The following is an 18809-nucleotide window of genomic DNA, read 5'->3' as shown; positions in this document are numbered from 1 at the left end:
CAAGCCACCTCAGCCCGCTTTAACAAACAGGCGGAGGACATCTTTGTAAGTGACGGCAATCATTAAAGCCATGAGTAAAACAAAACCGACCAGATGAATCATATTTTCCTTTTCCGGATTTAATGGTTTTCCCCGTAATCCCTCAATTAATAAGAAAACCAGTCTGCTGCCGTCCAAGGCCGGTATAGGAAACAAGTTAATGAGCCCTAATTGAATACTTAAAACCCCTGTTAAACCCAGCAGATTGGACAAACCTTCGTGAGCACCCTCACTGATCGTCTGAGCAATCATCACAGGACCACCCACTTCAGCAGGAATTTTGCCCGTTATCATCTGAACCAATGTTACGACAATAAATTTCGTAAAGTCCACTGTTCGTTCTAAGCCAAACTGGGCGGACTGAAGAATCGAGGCGTGCAGATAGATGACTTCCGGGGCAATTCCTATCATACCGTAGCCTGTTTGGGCATCCTTCTCGGTTTTAACAGGTACGACTTGCTGCTTGCCGTTAGCCCTCTCAACCGTAAGGCTGAGCAGTTGATTCGGTCTGGCATGAATAATTTCTGTCAGGCGGTTCCAATCCGACGTCTGTTCTTGATTTACGGCCAGGATTTTATCTCCGGGCTGTATTCCCGCTGCTGCCGCAGGTTTGCCGCTGACCAGAGAGCCGATTGCGTTGCTGTTGCTCTGGGAAGGTACTCCCAGATAGGCAAAGACACCAACAAACAAGATGATCGCCAAAACAAAGTTCATCAGCGGTCCTGCGGCTATGGCTGCCATGCGCTGCCATACAGGCTTGTTCATAAAGCTTTTTTTGTCGTCTAAAGGGGCAAGGATCGTTCGGCCATTTTCATCGACCTCTGCGTCCATACCGTGGAGCTTGACAAATCCCCCTAAGGGAATAAGCCGCCAGGCATAAAGAGTTTCTTTCCCTTGATAGCCGATAATTTTCGGGCCAAAACCAAAGCTGAACTCTATAACCCTGACCCCAATCCATTTGGCAATCATATAATGTCCAAGTTCATGAATCATGACCATACTTCCGAAAACGAAAATAATGGCGAGCACTGTAACCACATTTAACCCTCCTTCTGCTCAAAGCTTGAGATTCGAGGTCCGAAATACGGATTTCCTAATTCAACTTTTAACAGGGTTTTCAAATATTGAACGCTTGTTGGCAACTATTATTCACAACCATAATTTATACACTAAACCGCGAACTTTCATGCATCCAATATTCAAATAAGTTCTAAAGCCCGGCGGCGTGCCCAAGTGTCTGCTTCGAGTATGCTTCCCAAATCCGGATGATCTAAAACATTATGTTCAGAACAAACCTGGGCTACGGTTTCCTGAATTTGCAAATAAGTTATTTTCTTTTGCAGGAAAGCGGCAACCACAGCCTCATTCGCCGCATTCATGACTGCCGGAAGAGTCCCGCCTCGCCTTCCCGCCTGGTAAGCCAAAGCCAGCGCGGGGAATCCTTCGAAATCAGGCTCATGAAACGTTAACGTTTTTCCCCGCAGATCGAGACGCTCAAAGGGGTTTGACCAACGAGTCGGATAACTTAAAGCATACTGAATCGGCAAGCGCATATCCGTTTTTCCCAACTGGGCAAGAACCGAACCATCACGATACTGTACCAGGGAATGCACCACACTTTGAGGATGAATAAGCACTTCAATGTTGTCATAATCCATCCCAAACAAATGATGGGCCTCTATAACTTCCAGGCCTTTGTTCATCATGGTGGCGGAATCAATCGTGATTTTGGCGCCCATACTCCAATTAGGGTGACGCAAGGCTTTTTCAAGGGTCACATCTGCCAGCTCTTGTTTGGTCCAGCCGAAAAAGGGTCCTCCTGAAGCTGTGAGCATAATCTTCTCAATAGTTTCAGGATGATCCTCAAGGCATTGAAAAATTGCCGAATGTTCGCTGTCTACCGGAATGATGGGAGAATTCACAGCTTGGGCTTTAGACATGACAAGTTCCCCGCCGGCAACCAGGGTTTCTTTGTTCGCCAAAGCTATAGCTTTGCCGGCGTCCAGGGCAGCAAGAGTTGGTTCTAAACCAATTCGTCCTGAAAGGGCCGTGACTACAGTATCAACCTTTTGAGAAACAACGGAATTTATTATTCCCTCCATACCTTGCTCTACTTGAAGCGGCAAATCGGCTAACCGTCCGCGAAGTTCACGGGCCGCCCCTTCGTCCATCATAACTATCAAGGCCGGACGTATCAGGCGCGCCTGTTCCTCCATTAGGTTCACGTTTTTGTCGGCTACCAGAGCATGTACTTTAAGGCGCCCTTCGGCCTGGCGGACGACATCCAGCGTTTGACGGCCAACAGACCCTGTTGAGCCTAAAAGTGTCAGAGTTTTCAATTCAAACATCCTCTTCTCAATATTTCCTGGCGTTGCAGAATGGATTTTAGTCCCGGCGTCCAAAAAAGCCCACTTTGCGCAGTGCTTCGTAACTTATAACAATCCCGGGACCTACTAAAATGCCAATCGCACCCAGCAATTCAAGCCCAACATACATGGATATTAAAGTAGGCAAAGGGTGCAGCCCAATCCCCTGGGACATAATTTTGGGCTCCAGAAACTGACGAATTATCAAAGTAACAACCCACATGACAACGACCTGAAAAGCAGCTCCGAAGGAACCGAAAATTAACAGGCCAATAATCCAGGGGCCAAATAAAATTCCCGTTCCTACGATGGGTACGGCATCCAGCAAACCGGCCAGAAAACCCAAAGTAACGGCATAACGGTTGCCAATAATTAAAAGCCCGATGATGGTCGTAAAGGCCGTAACCGACATCAAAATGGCCAAAGCACGTATATAGCCCACTACCGCAGCCCCTAAGTCCTGACTGACTGCCTGAGCACTGACATGCCAGCGACGCGGAAATAAATTAGCGATAAAGCGTTTGACATTAGGATAACTTGAGCTCATCATCAAAGTGGCTACAAGGGAAACGATCATGACAATGAAAACACGCGGCAAAGCGGTAAGAAAGCCCAGCAAAAACAGACTGCCGGATTTCGCCCACTCTTGAAGTGTTCTTGCTAAACTCTCTGTCGAAGAAGTCAGGGTACTTTGAATTTGGGGATTGACCGTAACATATTTTTCGACAGTATCAATTTGCCGCGTCACCAGATCCACAATATAGCCATAATTCGGCAGAGTAACGGCTAATTCAGACAGTTCCGTGTATAACCGAGCTACCAGTAAAAAGACAAATAGGCTGACAATAGCAATCGCCAGGAGCAGGGTTAAAATAGAAGCAAAAGGCCGCCGTATCCGGATTATCCTCATCAGCCTGACGACAACCGGTTCAAGCAGAAAGGCAAGAATAAGAGCTATCAGAAAAGGTAAAAAGGCGCCGAGTGCTCTCCCTAAGACATCCCCAAATACAGGCAAAAAGACTTGAAAAAAGTAGGTAAAGATTTTCAAGAAGACAAGTATGCTTGTTGCCACGGCAAGTCTATTAATACTGGCCCATAAAGGATGTCTTTGATCAATACTCAAAAAATCTCACCTCATGACAGCAAAATTACACCATAATACACCAACGGAAGGGCAAAAAGGAGACTGTCAAAGCGGTCTAAAACTCCCCCGTGCCCAGGGATAAGGTTTCCCGAGTCTTTAACTCCCGCGCTTCGTTTTAAAGCCGATTCAAACAAGTCTCCGATTTGCGCGCTAACACCAATAATAATCCCCAACATAATATACGTAATTAACGAAGTATCATGCGCTAAATGCCAAAACAATACCGCAACCAAAACACTTAAAATTAATCCGCCCACTGAACCTTCCACAGTTTTCTTGGGACTAACCTGAGGGGCTAACAGATGGCGGCCAAATTGTCTCCCAATAAGGTATGCACCCGTATCCGTGGCCCATACCAAAAATATTGTCAGAAAGGTCCATTCAACTCCGTGAGAATGCTGGCGGAGTAAATATAAATGAGACAGTAAAACAACCGGATAGAGCACCGCCAATAAATTGAAACTTGCCTCAGCCAAAGGGGCCTTCGGGTATGTCAAAGCAAGCCGGCCAAAGACTATAAGCAACCAGAACACAAGCGCCGGAGTAACCCATTTCGAATCATAAAAAAACACAATTACCAGCCAAAAAACTGCAGCCACAGTTGTCAGTTTGTACCAAACATTCAAGCCCATATGTTCGCCAATTTGTAAAAATTCACGCAACGCTAATAAGGCCAACACAGCCGTTAAAAAAGCGGTATAAGGTCCGCCTAAATACGTCAGACCCAAAAATAGGGGAGCGCCAATCAAAGCACTAATGGTTCTTTTCAGCATTTTAATTCCTCAATTTGTATGTATTCCTCCAAAACGGCGGTCCCTGCTCTGGTACGCTTTAATCGCCTCCAGCAAGGACTTTTGTCCAAAATCCGGCCAATATTCCTCAACAACTACAATTTCCGTATAGGCTAGCTGCCAGAGCAAAAAATTGCTTAACCTCATCTCTCCTGAAGTTCTAATCAACAAATCCGGGTCTGGGAGTCCCCCGGTAAAAAGCATATCACTAAAACGTTTCTCATTGATCTCCTCGATCTGATGTTTGCCATCCAACACATCTCTGCTCAACTTTTTGACAGCATCAACAATCTCAGAACGTCCGCCGTAATTTAAGGCGAGATTCAACACTAAGCCTGAATTGTTTTTCGTCCGCTCCACGGCGCGCTCCAATTCACGCTGAGCTTCCAAAGGAAGGTCATTAAGAATACCGATTGCTCGGACAACTACCTTATTTTGATGCAGCTCGTCAAGTTCTTTTCTTAAATAGTCTGTCAGCAGCTTCATGAGTATGCCCACTTCATCTTTGGGTCTGTTCCAGTTTTCTGTGGAAAAGGCATAGACTGTTAGAACCTGGATTCCTAAATTTGAGCAAGCCTTAACTATTTTCCGCAAAGCTTCCACACCCGCGCGATGCCCCATCGAACGAGGAAGGGCTCTCTTCTGGGCCCAGCGCCCGTTCCCATCCATAATAATAGCAATATGACGAGGGAGGCGGTCCATAGCAACCTGGTCTTGAAGATTATCTTTAGTTTGCTTCCAAGGTTTGAACCACATTATTCCACCCCATAGTACAATATTTATACAATAGCTTAAACAGACCGGCTCAGAATCATATAGAGAGGTCAAAGACCCCCTTACAATCAGGGGGTCGATGCTGATACACGTGAGAACTTTTCCTGTGCAATAACTATATCCACATGATCGTCAAATTCCCGGAGACGGACGACTCGATAATCCCCCCATGTTTCCATTCTACCACGTGGATGAGTGATTTGAAAAGTATAGGGTTTACCTGAGACATCGAGGTCTCTTTTGACTTCATCCCAGCGCAATCCATATCCAGAAAAAGTCATACTTCCGTGATTTCGCTTTCTTTAACTTCCATGACATGTTCAATTTCCTTGATAATTTTATCGGTAATCTTTTGCACCTCGTCCTGGGCTCGCTTAACCTCGTCTTCTGAAGCTTCATGATCTTTTTCTAACTTTTTCAATTTATCGTTGACGTCCCGGCGCACGTTCCGAACAGCCACCCGAGCGTCTTCCGCCTCTTTTTTGACCTTCTTGACCAGTTCCGCTCTCCGTTGGGCAGTTAACTGCGGGATCATCAGACGTATAACCGTACCGTCGCTTGAGGGGTTTAAGCCGAGATCAGATTTCAAGATTGCCTTTTCAATAGCCGGTAAAATTGTTCTGTCCCAGGGTTGAATGACCAGCATTCTTGGTTCCGGAGCAGAAACATTGGCCAGTTGATTAATAGGAGTAGGGGCGCCATAGTATTCAACCATGACCTTATCCAGGACATTCGGGTTTGCCCGGCCCGCACGTATCGTGGAATATTCTTTACGTAAGGCGTCAACCCCCTTGTGCATTCGCTCTTCAGCATCTTTAATTACCTCTGAGATCATTAACTATCCCTCCCAACATATGTTCCGATAGACTCACCCATTATAACCCGGCGAATATTCCCCTCTTTTGTCAAATCAAAAACAATGACCGGAATATTATTATCCATGCAGAGTGATGTCGCAGTGGAATCCATGACTCCCAATCCTTTGCTGAGAACATCGAGATAACTTAGCTGATCAAATTTTTTGGCTTGATGATTTTTAACGGGATCGGAATCGTAAACTCCATCTACTTTTTTGGCCATTAAAATGACCTGAGCCTCAATCTCCGCAGCCCGCAGCGCGGCTGTTGTATCAGTAGAGAAATAGGGATTTCCAGTGCCTGCTGCAAAAATAACAATGCGTCCCTTCTCCATATGACGAATCGCCCGGCGACGAATGTATGGTTCCGCAACTTGCCGCATTTCAATAGCGGAAAGTACACGGGTATCGGAGCCGGCTTTCTCCAGGGCGTCCTGCAGAGCGAGAGCATTCATGACTGTTGCCAGCATACCCATGTAATCTGCCGTAGCGCGATCCATTCCTTGGGCACTTCCCGCAATTCCGCGCCACAAATTTCCGCCGCCGACAACCAGGCAAACTTCCACACCCATATCCCGTATCTCTGCAACCTGCTTAGCAACACTGACCAGCATATTATGTTCAAGACCAAACCCCTGAGTTCCTGCTAGAGCTTCTCCACTGATTTTAAGAACGACTCGATCATATTGTGGCTTTTCCATGGATAACCTCCATCAATCCTATTTCAATACTTTAAAAGGCTTACATTCGAAAAAGAGAACACCGGGGTGTTCTCTAGATAAATTTTCTCATTAGTTATCGATTTATTTCTTTCAGAACTTCCGAAGCAAAATCATCTTGTCGTTTTTCAATGCCGGCACCTAACTCATAACGGGTAAAGCGGCGAATAACAAGGCGTTCGCCAATTTTAGCAGTTTTATCAAGAACCAAATCACGAATGCTCTTATCCGGATCTTTGACAAAAGCCTGTTCCATTAAACATACTTCTTTATAGAACTTTTCGATTCGGCCTTCAACCATTTTTTCAATAATTTTTTCCGGCTTTCCTTCGTTCAGAGCCTGAGCCTTTAAAATGTCACGTTCATGCTGCAGCACATCTGCCGGCACATCTTCCTTGTTTAAGTATTGTGGATTGGCAGCAGCGATATGCATAGCGACATCGCGAACCAACAATTTAAATTCTTCACCACGGGCCACGAAATCTGTTTCACAGTTCACTTCAAGCAATACTCCGATACGTCCGCCGCCGTGGATATAGGACTCGACAGTTCCCTCCGCTGCGACTCGTCCTTCTTTCTTAGCTGCGGCGGCCAACCCCTTCTCGCGCAAAAAGTCACTGGCTTTAGCCATATCACCATTACATTCCGTTAAAGCCTTTTTACAATCCATCATTCCCGCACCGGTACGCTCTCTTAACTCTTTAACCAGCGCTGCAGTTATTTCTGCCATAGTTAACCCTCCGAATTCGCTGCACGCTGCCCGAGGCACGGTGCGCGAAGTTTATTTAATTTAAAAGTACTTGGTTTTTGACGCAAAGTTCGAGGCGCGGTATTCGAATTTCGCGCCTCGAACTTCGAATTTATCCTTCAGCTATTTCTCCGGTTTCTTCGACTTCATCTGCGTTTCCTTGTTGTCCTTCGATGATAGCATCAGCCATTTTGGCGGTCAGCAATTTGACGGCCCGAATAGCATCGTCATTCGCCGGAATTACAACATCAATCTCGTCAGGATCACAGTTTGTATCGACAATAGCGACAATGGGGATATTCAAACGGCGTGCTTCCGCCACCGCAATTCGCTCTTTACGAGGATCGACAATAAATAACGCATCCGGCAGCTTCTTCATATTCTTGATCCCGCCCAAGAAACGTTCCAGTTTCTCCATTTCATGGCGAAGTGCCGAAACCTCTTTCTTCGTGAGCACCTCAAAAACTCCGTCTGCCTCCATTTTTTCCAAAACTCGCAAACGGTCTACCCGTTTTTGAATCGTTTGGAAGTTTGTCAGCATCCCTCCAAGCCAGCGCTCGTTGACAAAGTACATGCCACAACGTTCAGCTTCATCCTTAACGGATTCTTGAGCTTGTTTCTTCGTACCGACGAACAGCATAGTGCCCCCTTCGGTAGCGAGATTGCGCACAAAATTATAAGCCTCATCCACTTTTTTGACAGTCTTTTGCAGATCGATAATGTAGATCCCATTGCGCTCCGTGAAGATATAACGGGCCATTTTAGGATTCCAGCGACGTGTTTGGTGTCCGAAATGAACACCTGCTTCCAACAATTGTTTCATAGAGATTACTGCCATTTTACATACCCACTTTCTTTGTTTTTTTCCTCCGCAGGTTCATCTTCAACGCACCTCGCCTAAGCAAGGAACCGGCGTTTAAATCCCGCTGCGTGTGTTATTTAACCACACTGAAAATAGATTAGCATAATATTCGCCTTAATGCAATGAATAACGCTTAAATCCCAAGATCTGCTGCTGATTCCAAGCCAAGCGCCGGAAAACCTTAGCAAAACTACTCATTAAGTCCTGAATAATTCTGAAGATTCGAGCGCAGGCCATGCTGCCGTATAAAATTCTCCAAATCACTCATAAGCTCCGGAAAAGGGAAATAAAATTCGCTCATGTAATAATAGACATCTCCTGTGCGAATTTGCGCAATTTCCTGTCCCTTCCCGTCAAAGTAAAAAGCTACCCGGCGTATGTCTTTCGGTTCCAGAACGCGGTCGCCCAACAAAGAGCGAAAAATAATCTGCTGATTTTTAAACAAGACACGCTTGCTTTTCCCGATAATCCACAATGCCAAGATGCCGAGCAGAGAGACAATATAAATTCCGGCAAGTACCTTTAATTCTATGCCCGGCATCTTATTGAACAGATAGATGCACCCCAAAACAACAGGATAAATAATCAGAAAGAAGAGGCCAGGAATGACAAGCGGTCTCAGTTGGTAAATATATTCATGTTCATCCATGAAACTACCTCCAATCCGACGGCCTATTTTGGGCAGCCTATTTTGTGTGTTTAATATGTTTATCTAATTCGTCCAGCAGATAATCGTTTAATACTCGAATATACGTCCCTTTCATACCCAGCGACTTCGATTCGATAACCCCGGCCGATTCAAATTTGCGCAGGGCGTTGACAATAACCGAACGCGTAATCCCAACGCGATCTGCAATTTTACTGGCTACCAGCAGCCCTTCCCCGCCGCCCAGTTCAGCAAAGATATGCTCCACGGCTTCAAGCTCAGAGTATGACAAGGTGCCGACGGCAATTTGCACCGCTGCCTTTTTGCGAGCTTCTTCTTCCGCGCGCTCCGCTTTTACCCGCAAAATTTCCATGCCGACAACCGTCGCGCCATATTCGGCCAGAACGAGATCCTCTTCCTTAAATTCTTCATCGTATTTTGCTAAAACAAGCGTCCCGACTCGTTCGCCCCCGCCTAAAATTGGCACGACCGTTGTCACTTTATTGTTAAAGTGGCAGGACGTATTGCAGTCAAAAATGCAGCCGTTAGCAACTTGGGTTGTGTTTGTCTTGGTCTCGCTGATCTTCATGAGGCCTTCATTATAGCTTTCCGGAAAACGTTCGGAGTGCATAACAATATCGTCCATTGTCCCGCAGACAAAGTGATGCATAAAGCTATAGCCTAAAATCTTTCCCCTTCGCCCCACGATATAGCAATTGGCAATAATAGCCTGCCGAAGTACTTTAGCCATCTCTTCAAAATCAACCGGATTTCCAGCCGCACGCTGGATGAGCTTGTTAATAGCTCTGGTCTTTTCCAATAATGTGTTTTCCATAAGTTTTGGTACCCTCCTTATAACCTTCTTCAGTAAATATGTTTATAAAATATAACGCGCCAAATCTTGATTTTGAATTACATTACCCAAACGATGCTGAACGTATTCTCGGTTAATTGTCACTGTATAGTCTTCGGGGAGTTCAGACGCTTCAAAAGACAATTCCTCTAATACTTTTTCAATAATCGTATGGAGGCGCCGCGCACCAATATTTTCAGTGGTAGAATTTACTTTATAGGCTACTTCAGCTAATTCATCAATAGCATTCTCTGTAAAATCCACCTTTATCCCTTCTGTCCCTAATAAAGCACTGTACTGTTTAATCAGTGACGATTGGGGCTCAGTGAGAATACGTTTAAAATCCGCAACACTTAAAGACTCCAGTTCCACCCGGATTGGAAATCTTCCCTGCAGCTCGGGTATAAGGTCGGAAGGCTTGCTGATGTGAAAAGCCCCGGCTGCTATGAAGAGTATATGATCGGTCTTGACAGGGCCATATTTCGTAACGACAGTAGACCCTTCGACAATGGGGAGAATATCACGCTGCACACCTCCCCGCGATACGTCAGGACCGCTCGCTCCCTCACGTCCGGCGATCTTATCTATCTCGTCCAAGAAGACAATACCCTCATGCTCTGTGCGGCGAATAGACTCCTGAACCGCTTCATCATGATCAATCAGGTTTTGGGTTTCTTCGTGAACCAGGATCTTGCGGGCGTCTCGGACGCTCACTTTCCTCTTCTTATGCTTTTTAGGCAGCATTCCCGACACCATATCCTGGATATTCAGACCCATTTCCATCATGTTGCCGCCTAACATATCCGTCAGTGAGGTCGTCTCTTCAACCGAAATCTCAATCATTTTCTCTTCGAGTTCGCCGCGGCGCAGGCGGTCGCCAACCAGCGCCCGTTCCTTCTCGATCTCAGGACTCACATCGACTTCCTTTTCCGATTCCGACGACTGTCCGAACAACATCTGAAAAGGGTTTGCCGAAGATTTCTCGGAATGTTTAACGGGAACTAAAAGCTCGAGCAAACGCTTCTCAGCATTGACTGCTGCCTGAGCCTGAACCGTATCGGCACGCTCTGCTTTGACCATGCGCAAGGCAATCTCAACTAAGTCTCTAATAATGGACTCCACATCCCGGCCTACATACCCGACTTCGGTGAATTTCGTCGCTTCGACCTTAATGAAAGGGGCCCGCACAAGCTTAGCCAAACGCCGCGCAATTTCAGTTTTACCCACGCCTGTTGGTCCAATCATTAAGATATTCTTGGGTATAATATCTTCCTGGAGTTGTTCAGGCAGGCGCGAACGACGATAGCGGTTGCGCAAAGCGACAGCAACAGCCCGCTTTCCCGCATCCTGTCCCACAATATATGAGTCTAATTCCCGGACAATTTCCCGTGGAGTTAAGCTTTCCATAGTATCACCTCCTATAACTCTTCTACATTAATTTGTTCATTGGTGTAAACACAAATCCCGGCAGCTACCAGCATCGCTTCACGTACAATTTCAACGGGTGATAAACTTGTATGCTTAACTAAAGCGCGAGCGGCAGCCAAAGCATAGTTTCCCCCGGACCCAATGGCGGCAACTCCGTCGTCAGGCTCAATGACTTCACCTGATCCTGAAACAATCAGGAGATTTTGGGTATCTGCAACCAGGAGCAGCGCTTCAAGGTTCCTGAGCATTTTGTCTGTTCGCCACTCCTTGGCCAGTTCAACGGCAGCACGTTGCAAATTCCCATGATATTCTTCGAGTTTTTGTTCGAATTTATCAAAAAGTGTAAATGCATCCGCTACAGATCCCGCGAATCCAGTAATTACCTTACCATGAAACAAGCGGCGTACTTTCCGGGCTTTATGTTTCATCACCGTAGCCTGACCAAAGGTCACTTGTCCATCCCCCGCAATGGCTACGTGTTCCCCTCTCTTCACTGCGACTATCGTCGTTGCATGAAACATGATAACCCCTCCTTAATGCAGTTTACTAGGGCATTTTCTGTGTGTCAAGCTCAATTGTAGACAATTTATAACTTTTTGTGAAAATTCACTATCCTCAAGAGTTTTCTGCCCCCTTGGCTCTGGGATGTGCCTTTGCATAAACATTTTTTAATCGTTCCCGCGTTAAGTGCGTATAAATTTGGGTTGACGACAATTTCTGATGTCCCAACAATTCCTGGACACTTCTTAAGTCCGCTCCTCCGTCTAAAAGATGGGTAGCAAAAGAATGGCGAAGCATATGGGGATGGACATGTTGTTCCAGAGAAACTTTAGTTACTAGTTTATCCAAAATACGCCGAACTGAACGGTCGGACAAACGAGTTCCTTGATAATTTAACAGCAGGGCTTCTTTATCATCACTGCGCATTTTGAGATAGCTTTCAATAGCCCGGCGAGCATAGTCAGTAAGCGGCACTACCCTTTCTTTGTTTCCTTTTCCCAGGACTCTGAGCAAGCCGCTGTCTAAGTCCAGGCTTTCCCGGTTTAAACCGACCAGTTCACTGACCCTCAAGCCCGAGCCGTAAAGCAATTCCATAATCACTTGATCACGAGCGCCTAAGAGCTGGGTGCAATCCGAGGCTTTCAGTAATCCCTCAACTTGGTCCAGATAGAGAAAGTGTGGAAGCTTTCTCCCCACTTTCGGGCTGGCAATGCGCTGCACCGGATTGACGGCGAGAACCTCCTTACGGCATAAAAACTTAAACAAGGATCTCAGCGCGGCAAGCTTACGGGCCATACTTTTGCGTGATAAGCCATGGTCTGTTAATATTCCCAGAAAGCTGCGCACAATATAAACATCAATCTGATCTGCCTCAAGAGTTTCAGGTTCCTGACCAAGCTCCTGGGCGGCAAAACGAAAAAACTGACCAAGATCGGTTTGATAAGCCGTCACAGTATGCTCTGAGCGATTTTGGGAATACTGATACCCCGCAAACAGACTTAAAGCCTCATCGGCTAGCACTTTGCTTACCCCCCTAAATTCTCCAAAGAACAGAATTCACTTAAAACCGCCAAAGACCTCTGAGAAATTTTAGTGTTCTTCAGGCGCTTATCTCGTATTCTCTCCTGCAGCGGTGGCAGAAGGCCAAAGTTAATATTCATGGGCTGGAAGCTCTGACTGGATGAACCCTCCAAATGACGGGCTAATCCTCCTAAAGTTGTCTCAGCAGGAAACACCAAGGGGTCCAGCTGTTGGGTCTTGCGCCAAGCATTAAGACCTGCCAGGAGGCCGCTGGCTGCCGATTCCACATATCCTTCCACTCCTGTCATTTGCCCTGCAAAGAACAGTGACGGTCTGCCAGTAAAGCTGAAATCCGCTTTAAGAACTTTGGGAGCGTTTAAAAAAGTATTGCGGTGCATCACTCCAAAACGGGCAAACTCTGCCCGTTCCAAGCCGGGGATTAAAGAAAATACCCGTTTCTGTTCACCCCATTTTAGATGAGTTTGAAAGCCTACTAAATTGAAAAGAGTCCCTGATTGATTTTCTTTACGAAGTTGAACAACGGCAAAAGGCTTTTTCCCCGTGCGAGGGTCCTGAAGTCCTACCGGTTTGAGCGGACCAAAGGTTAACGTCTGAATTCCACGCTTTGCCATCACCTCAATAGGAAGGCAGCCTTCAAAAACATCACCTTGTTCAAAGCCCTGAATTTCAGCCGTTTCAGCATTGATCAGCTCTTGATAAAAAAGCTCATAGTCTTCTTTGGACAATGGGCAGTTTAAATAATCCGCTTCACCTTTATCGTATCTCGATGCCCAAAAAGCTTTATCTAAATCAATAGATTCATAAGTAACAATGGGAGCCGCCGCGTCATAAAAAGAAAGCGCTTCTTCGCCGGTTACCCGGAGGATATCCCTTGCCAGGTCGTCCGAGGTTAAAGGTCCGCTGGCCACAATCGTGATAGCGTCTTGCGGCAAGGCGTGTACCTCTTCCCTGTGGATCGCCACATTGGGATGTTCTTCTAAACGTCGGGTAATCTCAGCCGAAAATAAGTTCCGGTCTACAGCCAAAGCTCCTCCCGCCGGTACTGCAGTGTGATCCGCTGCACTCATAACTAAAGAATCCAAACGACGCATCTCTTCTTTTAATAAGCCCACGGCATTTTCCAACCCAGCCGCACGCAGAGAATTGCTGCAAACTAATTCCGCGCATAAGTCTGTATGATGAGCAGGCGTGAATTTAGTGGGCCTCATTTCATATAAATCTACCTTCACACCGCGTTTGGCCAGTTGCCAAGCGGCCTCAGAGCCTGCCAGTCCCGCACCGATAACGGTTATCTTCTGCATGTCTCGATTCGCTCCTCTTCTTTTCGGGAATGGTTTACCCTAAATCTTCATCAATTATTTTAGTGAACCGACATTCAGGATTCGTACAGACATGTTTTTTCTGCCGTTTAGATGATTTAATAACCATCATTCCCTGACATTCGGGGCAAGGCTCCGGAGCCGGCATTTCCCAGGACACAAAATCACACTCCGGATAAGCGCTGCACCCAAAAAATTTGCGGCCTTTCTTAGAACGGCGAATCACCAGAGGCTTAGCACACTTAGGGCAATTGGCTCCCACCTGTTCCAGCAGCGGTTTCGTGTTTCGACACTCAGGGAAACCCGGGCAAGCAAGGAATTTACCATAGCGTCCCATCTTAATAACCATATTCCGTCCGCAATTCTCGCATAGTTCATCGGAAACCTGATCCTCAATCTTAACTTTGCCGATTCTCTCCTCGGCAAGAGCCAGAGTCTCGGAAAAAGGAAAATAATATTCTTTAATAACCGACTTCCAGGGAACACTGCCTTCCTCAATTAGATCGAGTTTTTCTTCTAAGTTGGCCGTAAACTCCAGATTTACAATATCCGGAAAATGCTCTTTGAGCAAGGAAATCACAATGTCTCCCAGTTCTGTGGGAATTAGTTGTTTTTCTTCTTTGACAACATAACCCCGAGTTTGAATAGTTTCAATAGTTGGCGCGTAAGTGCTGGGCCTGCCAATCCCTTCTTCTTCCAGTTTTCGTACCAGCGAGGCCTCAGTATAGCGCGGCGGGGGCTCCGTAAAGTGCTGTTTCTCCTGCAGCTTGATAAGCTGCAACATTTCGCCCGGAGATACGGAAAGTGTCAGGGAGCTTTGTTCATCATCAAGAGGCTCTCCTTCGTCTTTTCCCTCCTCGTAAACTGCCAGAAATCCGGCAAAACGGATACTTGAAGTATTGGCTCGGAATAAGGCATCTCCCACACCAATATCAACAGTCAAGGTATCCATGACAGCAACGCTCATTTGACTGGAGATAAAACGTTCCCAAATCAAACGATACAAGCGCAATTGATCACGGGTTAAAATTCCTTTCAATAAATCCGGAGTACGCAGGGCGGCAGTAGGGCGAATCGCCTCATGAGCTTCTTGAGACCGGCCTTTATTGGCAAACTGACGGGGTTCGGGAGGATAATAGTCAGGCCCATAATGCTCTATAATCCATTCCTTAGCCTCTGCTTGGGCAACATCAGCCACTTTAACAGAATCGGTACGCATATAGGTAATCAGACCCACGGTTCCTTCTTTTCCCAAATCAAGTCCTTCATAAAGCTGTTGAGCCAACATCATCGTTCGTTTTGGTGAAAACCCTAATTTGCGATGAGCTTCTTGCTGCAAACTGCTGGTTGTGAAGGGCGGAGCGGGCTGTTTTTTCTTCTCTTTGGAACGAACATCCGCAACTTGAAAATCTTTTCCTTTAAGATCATTTAAGACCATTTCCATCTCAGTTTTTGAGGAAATGGCTATTTTTTGCCCCGCTTTCTTGAGCAGCTTGGCCTCAAATCTGCCTCCCTGAGATTCCAGGTTGGCGGTTAAACTCCAGTATTCTTCTGATACAAACGACCGAATCTGCTCTTCACGATCATCAATAAGTCTTACCGCTACAGACTGGACCCTACCGGCGCTGAGACCCTTTTTAATCTTTCTCCAAAGCAGCGGGCTTAACTGGTAGCCAACTAATCTATCCAAAACCCGGCGGGCTTGCTGCGCATCTACCCGGTCCATGTCAACTTCGCGCGGCTGCTTAATAGCCGCCTGAATTGCCGATTTTGTGATCTCGTGAAATTCAATTCGGTTTTTGTCACCCTGATTAAGTCCCAGCAAATAGGAAAGATGCCAGGCAATAGCTTCCCCCTCACGATCCGGGTCAGAAGCCAGAAAAACTTTATCTGCTCCCTTCGCAGCCGTACGTAAATCTTTAATCAAATCTCCTCGTCCCCGGATAGCAATATATTTAGGTTCAAAGTTATGCTCCAGATCCACCCCTAACTGACTTTTGGGCAAATCGCGCAGGTGTCCCATAGAAGCCTTTACTGTGTAGCGATTGCCCAGGAATTTGCTGATCGATTTAGCTTTGGCTGGAGATTCTACAATTACAAGCGTTTTCGACATAATTTCACCTCAAAACAAACTAAAAAATCCTCTTTAGATTTTAAATGTCTGAATTACTAATACTTTGACTATTTTAATTTCTTTTATTCCTTCCACCCGCATGATTATCGCCGTTAAAACTTCTAAATTACATCTTTGACGGATGAAAGGCCTGATAATCAAGGGATTTTATCTCCAAATTGGATTCTTCTAAACCTTTCGGTCAATGCCGGTAAAACTAATGCCTATCTTAACGCCTTTTTCCTCGGATGTCTAGCACTCTCTTGCCAAGACATAATGTTGTCCCGGCAATTGTTTGATTTTTCCTCTTAATTGCAGTTCCAGCAAGGCTAAAGACAGGGCGGCTACGGATAATGACGAGTGCACAGCAAGTTGATCTATGTGGAGGGGAACATCGCTTAACTGTTGCAAAACTAATTGATGATCCTCATTCTCGGAAATCTGGCTTTTTGTCAATTGTTGATTATCCAAACTTGAAGCGAGTCTGTTTTCAGCCTTAGGGCTAATGGATATTTCACTGCAAATGTCTTCAATCTCCGTCGCGATTTTAGCTCCTTGGCGCAACAAATTGTGGGGCCCCCGACTCAAGGGACTGAAAATCGGTCCGGGAACGGCAAAGACCTCCCGCCCTTGCTCCAAGGCAAAGTCTACCGTGATCATGGCCCCGCTTCTTTCGGCTGCCTCGACAACGACAACCCCTCGCGCACAGCCACTAATCAACCGATTGCGCGCCGGAAAGTTCGCGGCAAGAGGTGGCGTGCCTGGGGGAAACTCACTAATAAGTGCGCCCTTTGCCACAATTTGTTCAGCCAAGCGGCCATTCTCCCGGGGATAAACTTGGTCAAGGCCGCAACCCAAAAAAGCCCAGGTCACTCCTTCACCATCAAGCGCCCCTTGATGAGAGGCTGTATCAATTCCCCGGGCCAGCCCGCTGACGACCACCATTCCTTGCAGTACCACTTCGCGGCCCAACCTGCGTGCCGCTGCTTTGCCATAAGACGTTGCTTGTCTTGAGCCGACAATTGCCAAAACTTCGAAGCTGCTTTCCAGAGTGCCGCGATAATATAAAAGTGGAGGCGCATCTGCCAGCTCATTTAGCAAAGCAGGATAATTGGCTTCATGCGGAGTAATCATCTTGATTCCTTGATTGTGCAGATCAAGACCAATTTTATCAGGGTCAATCATTCGTTTTCTCCTGAGGACCTCATTAATCCATTTTCCCTGGGGTGTCAATGGGGAATAAGCGCTTGGAGATGCCTCCCATGCTTGAACAGCGCTTCCAAAATAAGCAATGAGCTGCCGCAGATGCTGACTTCCCACTCCTTTTATTGTGCGGAAAGCTGCCCGAAATAGTTTTTCCTTGTCCAGTTCCATGCCTAGCCCCTCCTTTGCCCACTTTTTCGGGGCTTAAGGACATATCTCCTGCGTAAAACTATGTTGAATTTTATTGTTTCAAGTAAAATAATGTATAATTGGCGAGAAATCCTCAGAGTCACACCCTGTACGCTTCGTCACTTTTAGCGGGAATTGTGTCTCAGCCATACTTAGGCTCCTTTCGCGCGACGGGTAGTTCGTTTCCTTGGAGTTAGGGTGGATTTAGGCTTGTCCTCTTGGGGAGACTCCAAAACAACCTCATTCTCATTGGACTCAACTATTGATTTTTGAACTTTGCTAGTTGGTTTTTTAGGCTCTATTTTCCCGTTTTCGTGCTCAGTCATGGCAATGCTGGCCCGCAAAGCTTCCATTAAATCAACCACTTGCCCGCCTTTTGCCGGAGCTTCCACGTTAAAGCTTTCCCCCGCCACTTTGCTTTCAATCATCTCCGCCATTTGTTCATGTAATTCATCGCGGTATTTTTGCGGTTCGAAGGGACGGGCCAGATTGTCAATTAACTGACGAGCCATGGTCAATTCCGTTTCCGTCGGTACAACTTGGTCCCAGACTAAATCCATATGGCGAATTTCCTTTGGATAATGCATAGTTTCCAGAACTAATCCTTCCTCAAAGACTCTCAGACAGGCTAAGTGCTGCTTGGAACGCATCGTTATGCGAGCTAAGGCTACCTTTCCGCTTTCCTCCATTGCTTTACTCAGCAGACGATAGGCCTTTTGAGCTGTCTCTTCCGGAGAAAGATAATATGATTTTTCATAATATATGGGATCAATTTCGCTAAGATCAACGAAATCCAGGATATCAATCGAGCGACTCAGGGGCTGTTCTAAAGATGCCAGATCTTCATCTTGTAAAATAACGTAATGGTCCTTTTCGTATTCATACCCTTTTACTAAGTCAGCCATATCTACTTCTTGGTCGCAGTGTGGGCATTTTTTAATGGAGCGAATCCGATGTTGACATTCTTTATGCAAATAGTTGAATTTAAATTCTTGCGCTTCCGTGGCCGCGTGCATTTTGACCGGAACATTCACTAAGCCAAAACTAATGGAACCTTTCCACAGTGTATGCAATTATACAACACCTCCTCAAGCGTAGTGTAAACCGTAAAGAAGAGATTAATGCAAGCCGGACAGCAAAGAACCTTGTCTATAAAAATAAAAAACTCTGTTCGTTTATTGAACAAAGTCAGAGTAGTTTCTTATTTGCTTTTAGGA

At 46.1% G+C, this 18809-nt stretch carries 18 protein-coding genes; all 18 read right to left on the bottom strand.

Going from position 1 to position 18809, the window contains the following annotated elements; genetic code table 11:
• Nucleotides 1–9 precede the first annotated feature (9 nt).
• Complete coding sequence (rseP, locus tag REC12_RS07095) at nucleotides 10–1077, bottom strand: RIP metalloprotease RseP (RefSeq protein WP_308893179.1); 1068 nt, start codon at nucleotides 1075–1077, stop codon at nucleotides 10–12.
• 161 nt (nucleotides 1078–1238) lie between these two features.
• Nucleotides 1239–2378, bottom strand: a complete 1140-nt coding sequence (locus tag REC12_RS07090) for a 1-deoxy-D-xylulose-5-phosphate reductoisomerase (RefSeq protein WP_308893178.1) — start codon at nucleotides 2376–2378, stop codon at nucleotides 1239–1241.
• 46 nt (nucleotides 2379–2424) lie between these two features.
• Nucleotides 2425–3528 carry a sporulation integral membrane protein YtvI gene (ytvI, locus tag REC12_RS07085; protein ID WP_308893177.1) on the bottom strand — a complete coding sequence of 368 codons (1104 nt, stop codon included), beginning with the start codon at nucleotides 3526–3528 and terminating at the stop codon, nucleotides 2425–2427.
• Nucleotides 3529–3539: 11 nt separating this feature from the next.
• Nucleotides 3540–4322: a phosphatidate cytidylyltransferase gene (locus tag REC12_RS07080; RefSeq protein ID WP_308893176.1), complete on the bottom strand. Its 783-nt coding sequence runs from the start codon at nucleotides 4320–4322 to the stop codon at nucleotides 3540–3542.
• 9 nt (nucleotides 4323–4331) lie between these two features.
• A complete protein-coding gene (uppS, locus tag REC12_RS07075) occupies nucleotides 4332–5096 on the bottom strand; it encodes an undecaprenyl pyrophosphate synthase (protein WP_308893175.1) in 765 nt (254 codons plus the stop codon).
• 295 nt (nucleotides 5097–5391) lie between these two features.
• On the bottom strand, nucleotides 5392–5949 hold the full coding sequence (frr, locus tag REC12_RS07070; RefSeq protein ID WP_308893173.1) for a ribosome recycling factor: 558 nt from the start codon (nucleotides 5947–5949) through the stop codon (nucleotides 5392–5394).
• The gene (gene pyrH / locus REC12_RS07065; protein WP_308893172.1) at nucleotides 5949–6671 is read right to left on the bottom strand and encodes a UMP kinase; all 723 of its coding nucleotides are present in this window, start codon (nucleotides 6669–6671) and stop codon (nucleotides 5949–5951) included. Before pyrH ends, frr begins: the two co-directional genes overlap by 1 nt.
• A gap of 94 nt (nucleotides 6672–6765) precedes the next feature.
• On the bottom strand, nucleotides 6766–7419 hold the full coding sequence (tsf, locus tag REC12_RS07060) for a translation elongation factor Ts (RefSeq protein WP_308893170.1): 654 nt from the start codon (nucleotides 7417–7419) through the stop codon (nucleotides 6766–6768).
• Between the two features lie 130 nt (nucleotides 7420–7549).
• Entirely contained in the window at nucleotides 7550–8275 is a 726-nt protein-coding gene (gene rpsB, locus REC12_RS07055; RefSeq protein WP_308893168.1) for a 30S ribosomal protein S2, read from the bottom strand.
• A 214-nt stretch (nucleotides 8276–8489) separates the two neighbouring features.
• A complete protein-coding gene (locus REC12_RS07050; RefSeq protein WP_308893167.1) occupies nucleotides 8490–8948 on the bottom strand; it encodes a hypothetical protein in 459 nt (152 codons plus the stop codon).
• A gap of 37 nt (nucleotides 8949–8985) precedes the next feature.
• Entirely contained in the window at nucleotides 8986–9780 is a 795-nt protein-coding gene (codY, locus tag REC12_RS07045) for a GTP-sensing pleiotropic transcriptional regulator CodY (protein WP_308893165.1), read from the bottom strand.
• A gap of 42 nt (nucleotides 9781–9822) precedes the next feature.
• Nucleotides 9823–11205, bottom strand: coding sequence for an ATP-dependent protease ATPase subunit HslU (gene hslU, locus REC12_RS07040; protein WP_308893163.1), 1383 nt, complete (start codon nucleotides 11203–11205; stop codon nucleotides 9823–9825).
• Between the two features lie 11 nt (nucleotides 11206–11216).
• Complete coding sequence (gene hslV, locus REC12_RS07035) at nucleotides 11217–11747, bottom strand: ATP-dependent protease subunit HslV (protein WP_308893162.1); 531 nt, start codon at nucleotides 11745–11747, stop codon at nucleotides 11217–11219.
• Between the two features lie 94 nt (nucleotides 11748–11841).
• Nucleotides 11842–12747, bottom strand: coding sequence for a tyrosine recombinase XerC (gene xerC, locus REC12_RS07030; protein ID WP_308893160.1), 906 nt, complete (start codon nucleotides 12745–12747; stop codon nucleotides 11842–11844).
• 5 nt (nucleotides 12748–12752) lie between these two features.
• Complete coding sequence (trmFO, locus tag REC12_RS07025) at nucleotides 12753–14069, bottom strand: methylenetetrahydrofolate--tRNA-(uracil(54)-C(5))-methyltransferase (FADH(2)-oxidizing) TrmFO (RefSeq protein ID WP_308893159.1); 1317 nt, start codon at nucleotides 14067–14069, stop codon at nucleotides 12753–12755.
• 34 nt (nucleotides 14070–14103) lie between these two features.
• Nucleotides 14104–16200: a type I DNA topoisomerase gene (gene topA, locus REC12_RS07020; RefSeq protein WP_308893157.1), complete on the bottom strand. Its 2097-nt coding sequence runs from the start codon at nucleotides 16198–16200 to the stop codon at nucleotides 14104–14106.
• Nucleotides 16201–16452: 252 nt separating this feature from the next.
• Nucleotides 16453–17574: a DNA-processing protein DprA gene (gene dprA / locus REC12_RS07015; RefSeq protein WP_308893155.1), complete on the bottom strand. Its 1122-nt coding sequence runs from the start codon at nucleotides 17572–17574 to the stop codon at nucleotides 16453–16455.
• 170 nt (nucleotides 17575–17744) lie between these two features.
• A complete protein-coding gene (gene ku / locus REC12_RS07010; protein ID WP_308893154.1) occupies nucleotides 17745–18665 on the bottom strand; it encodes a non-homologous end joining protein Ku in 921 nt (306 codons plus the stop codon).
• Nucleotides 18666–18809 lie beyond the last annotated feature (144 nt).

The sequence above is a fragment of the Candidatus Desulfosporosinus nitrosoreducens genome, from assembly GCF_030954495.1.
Classification (GTDB): domain Bacteria; phylum Bacillota; class Desulfitobacteriia; order Desulfitobacteriales; family Desulfitobacteriaceae; genus Desulfosporosinus; species Desulfosporosinus nitrosoreducens.
The sequence above is the reverse complement of the archived record's forward strand: the minus strand, read 5'-3'. Positions and strand labels throughout refer to the sequence as shown.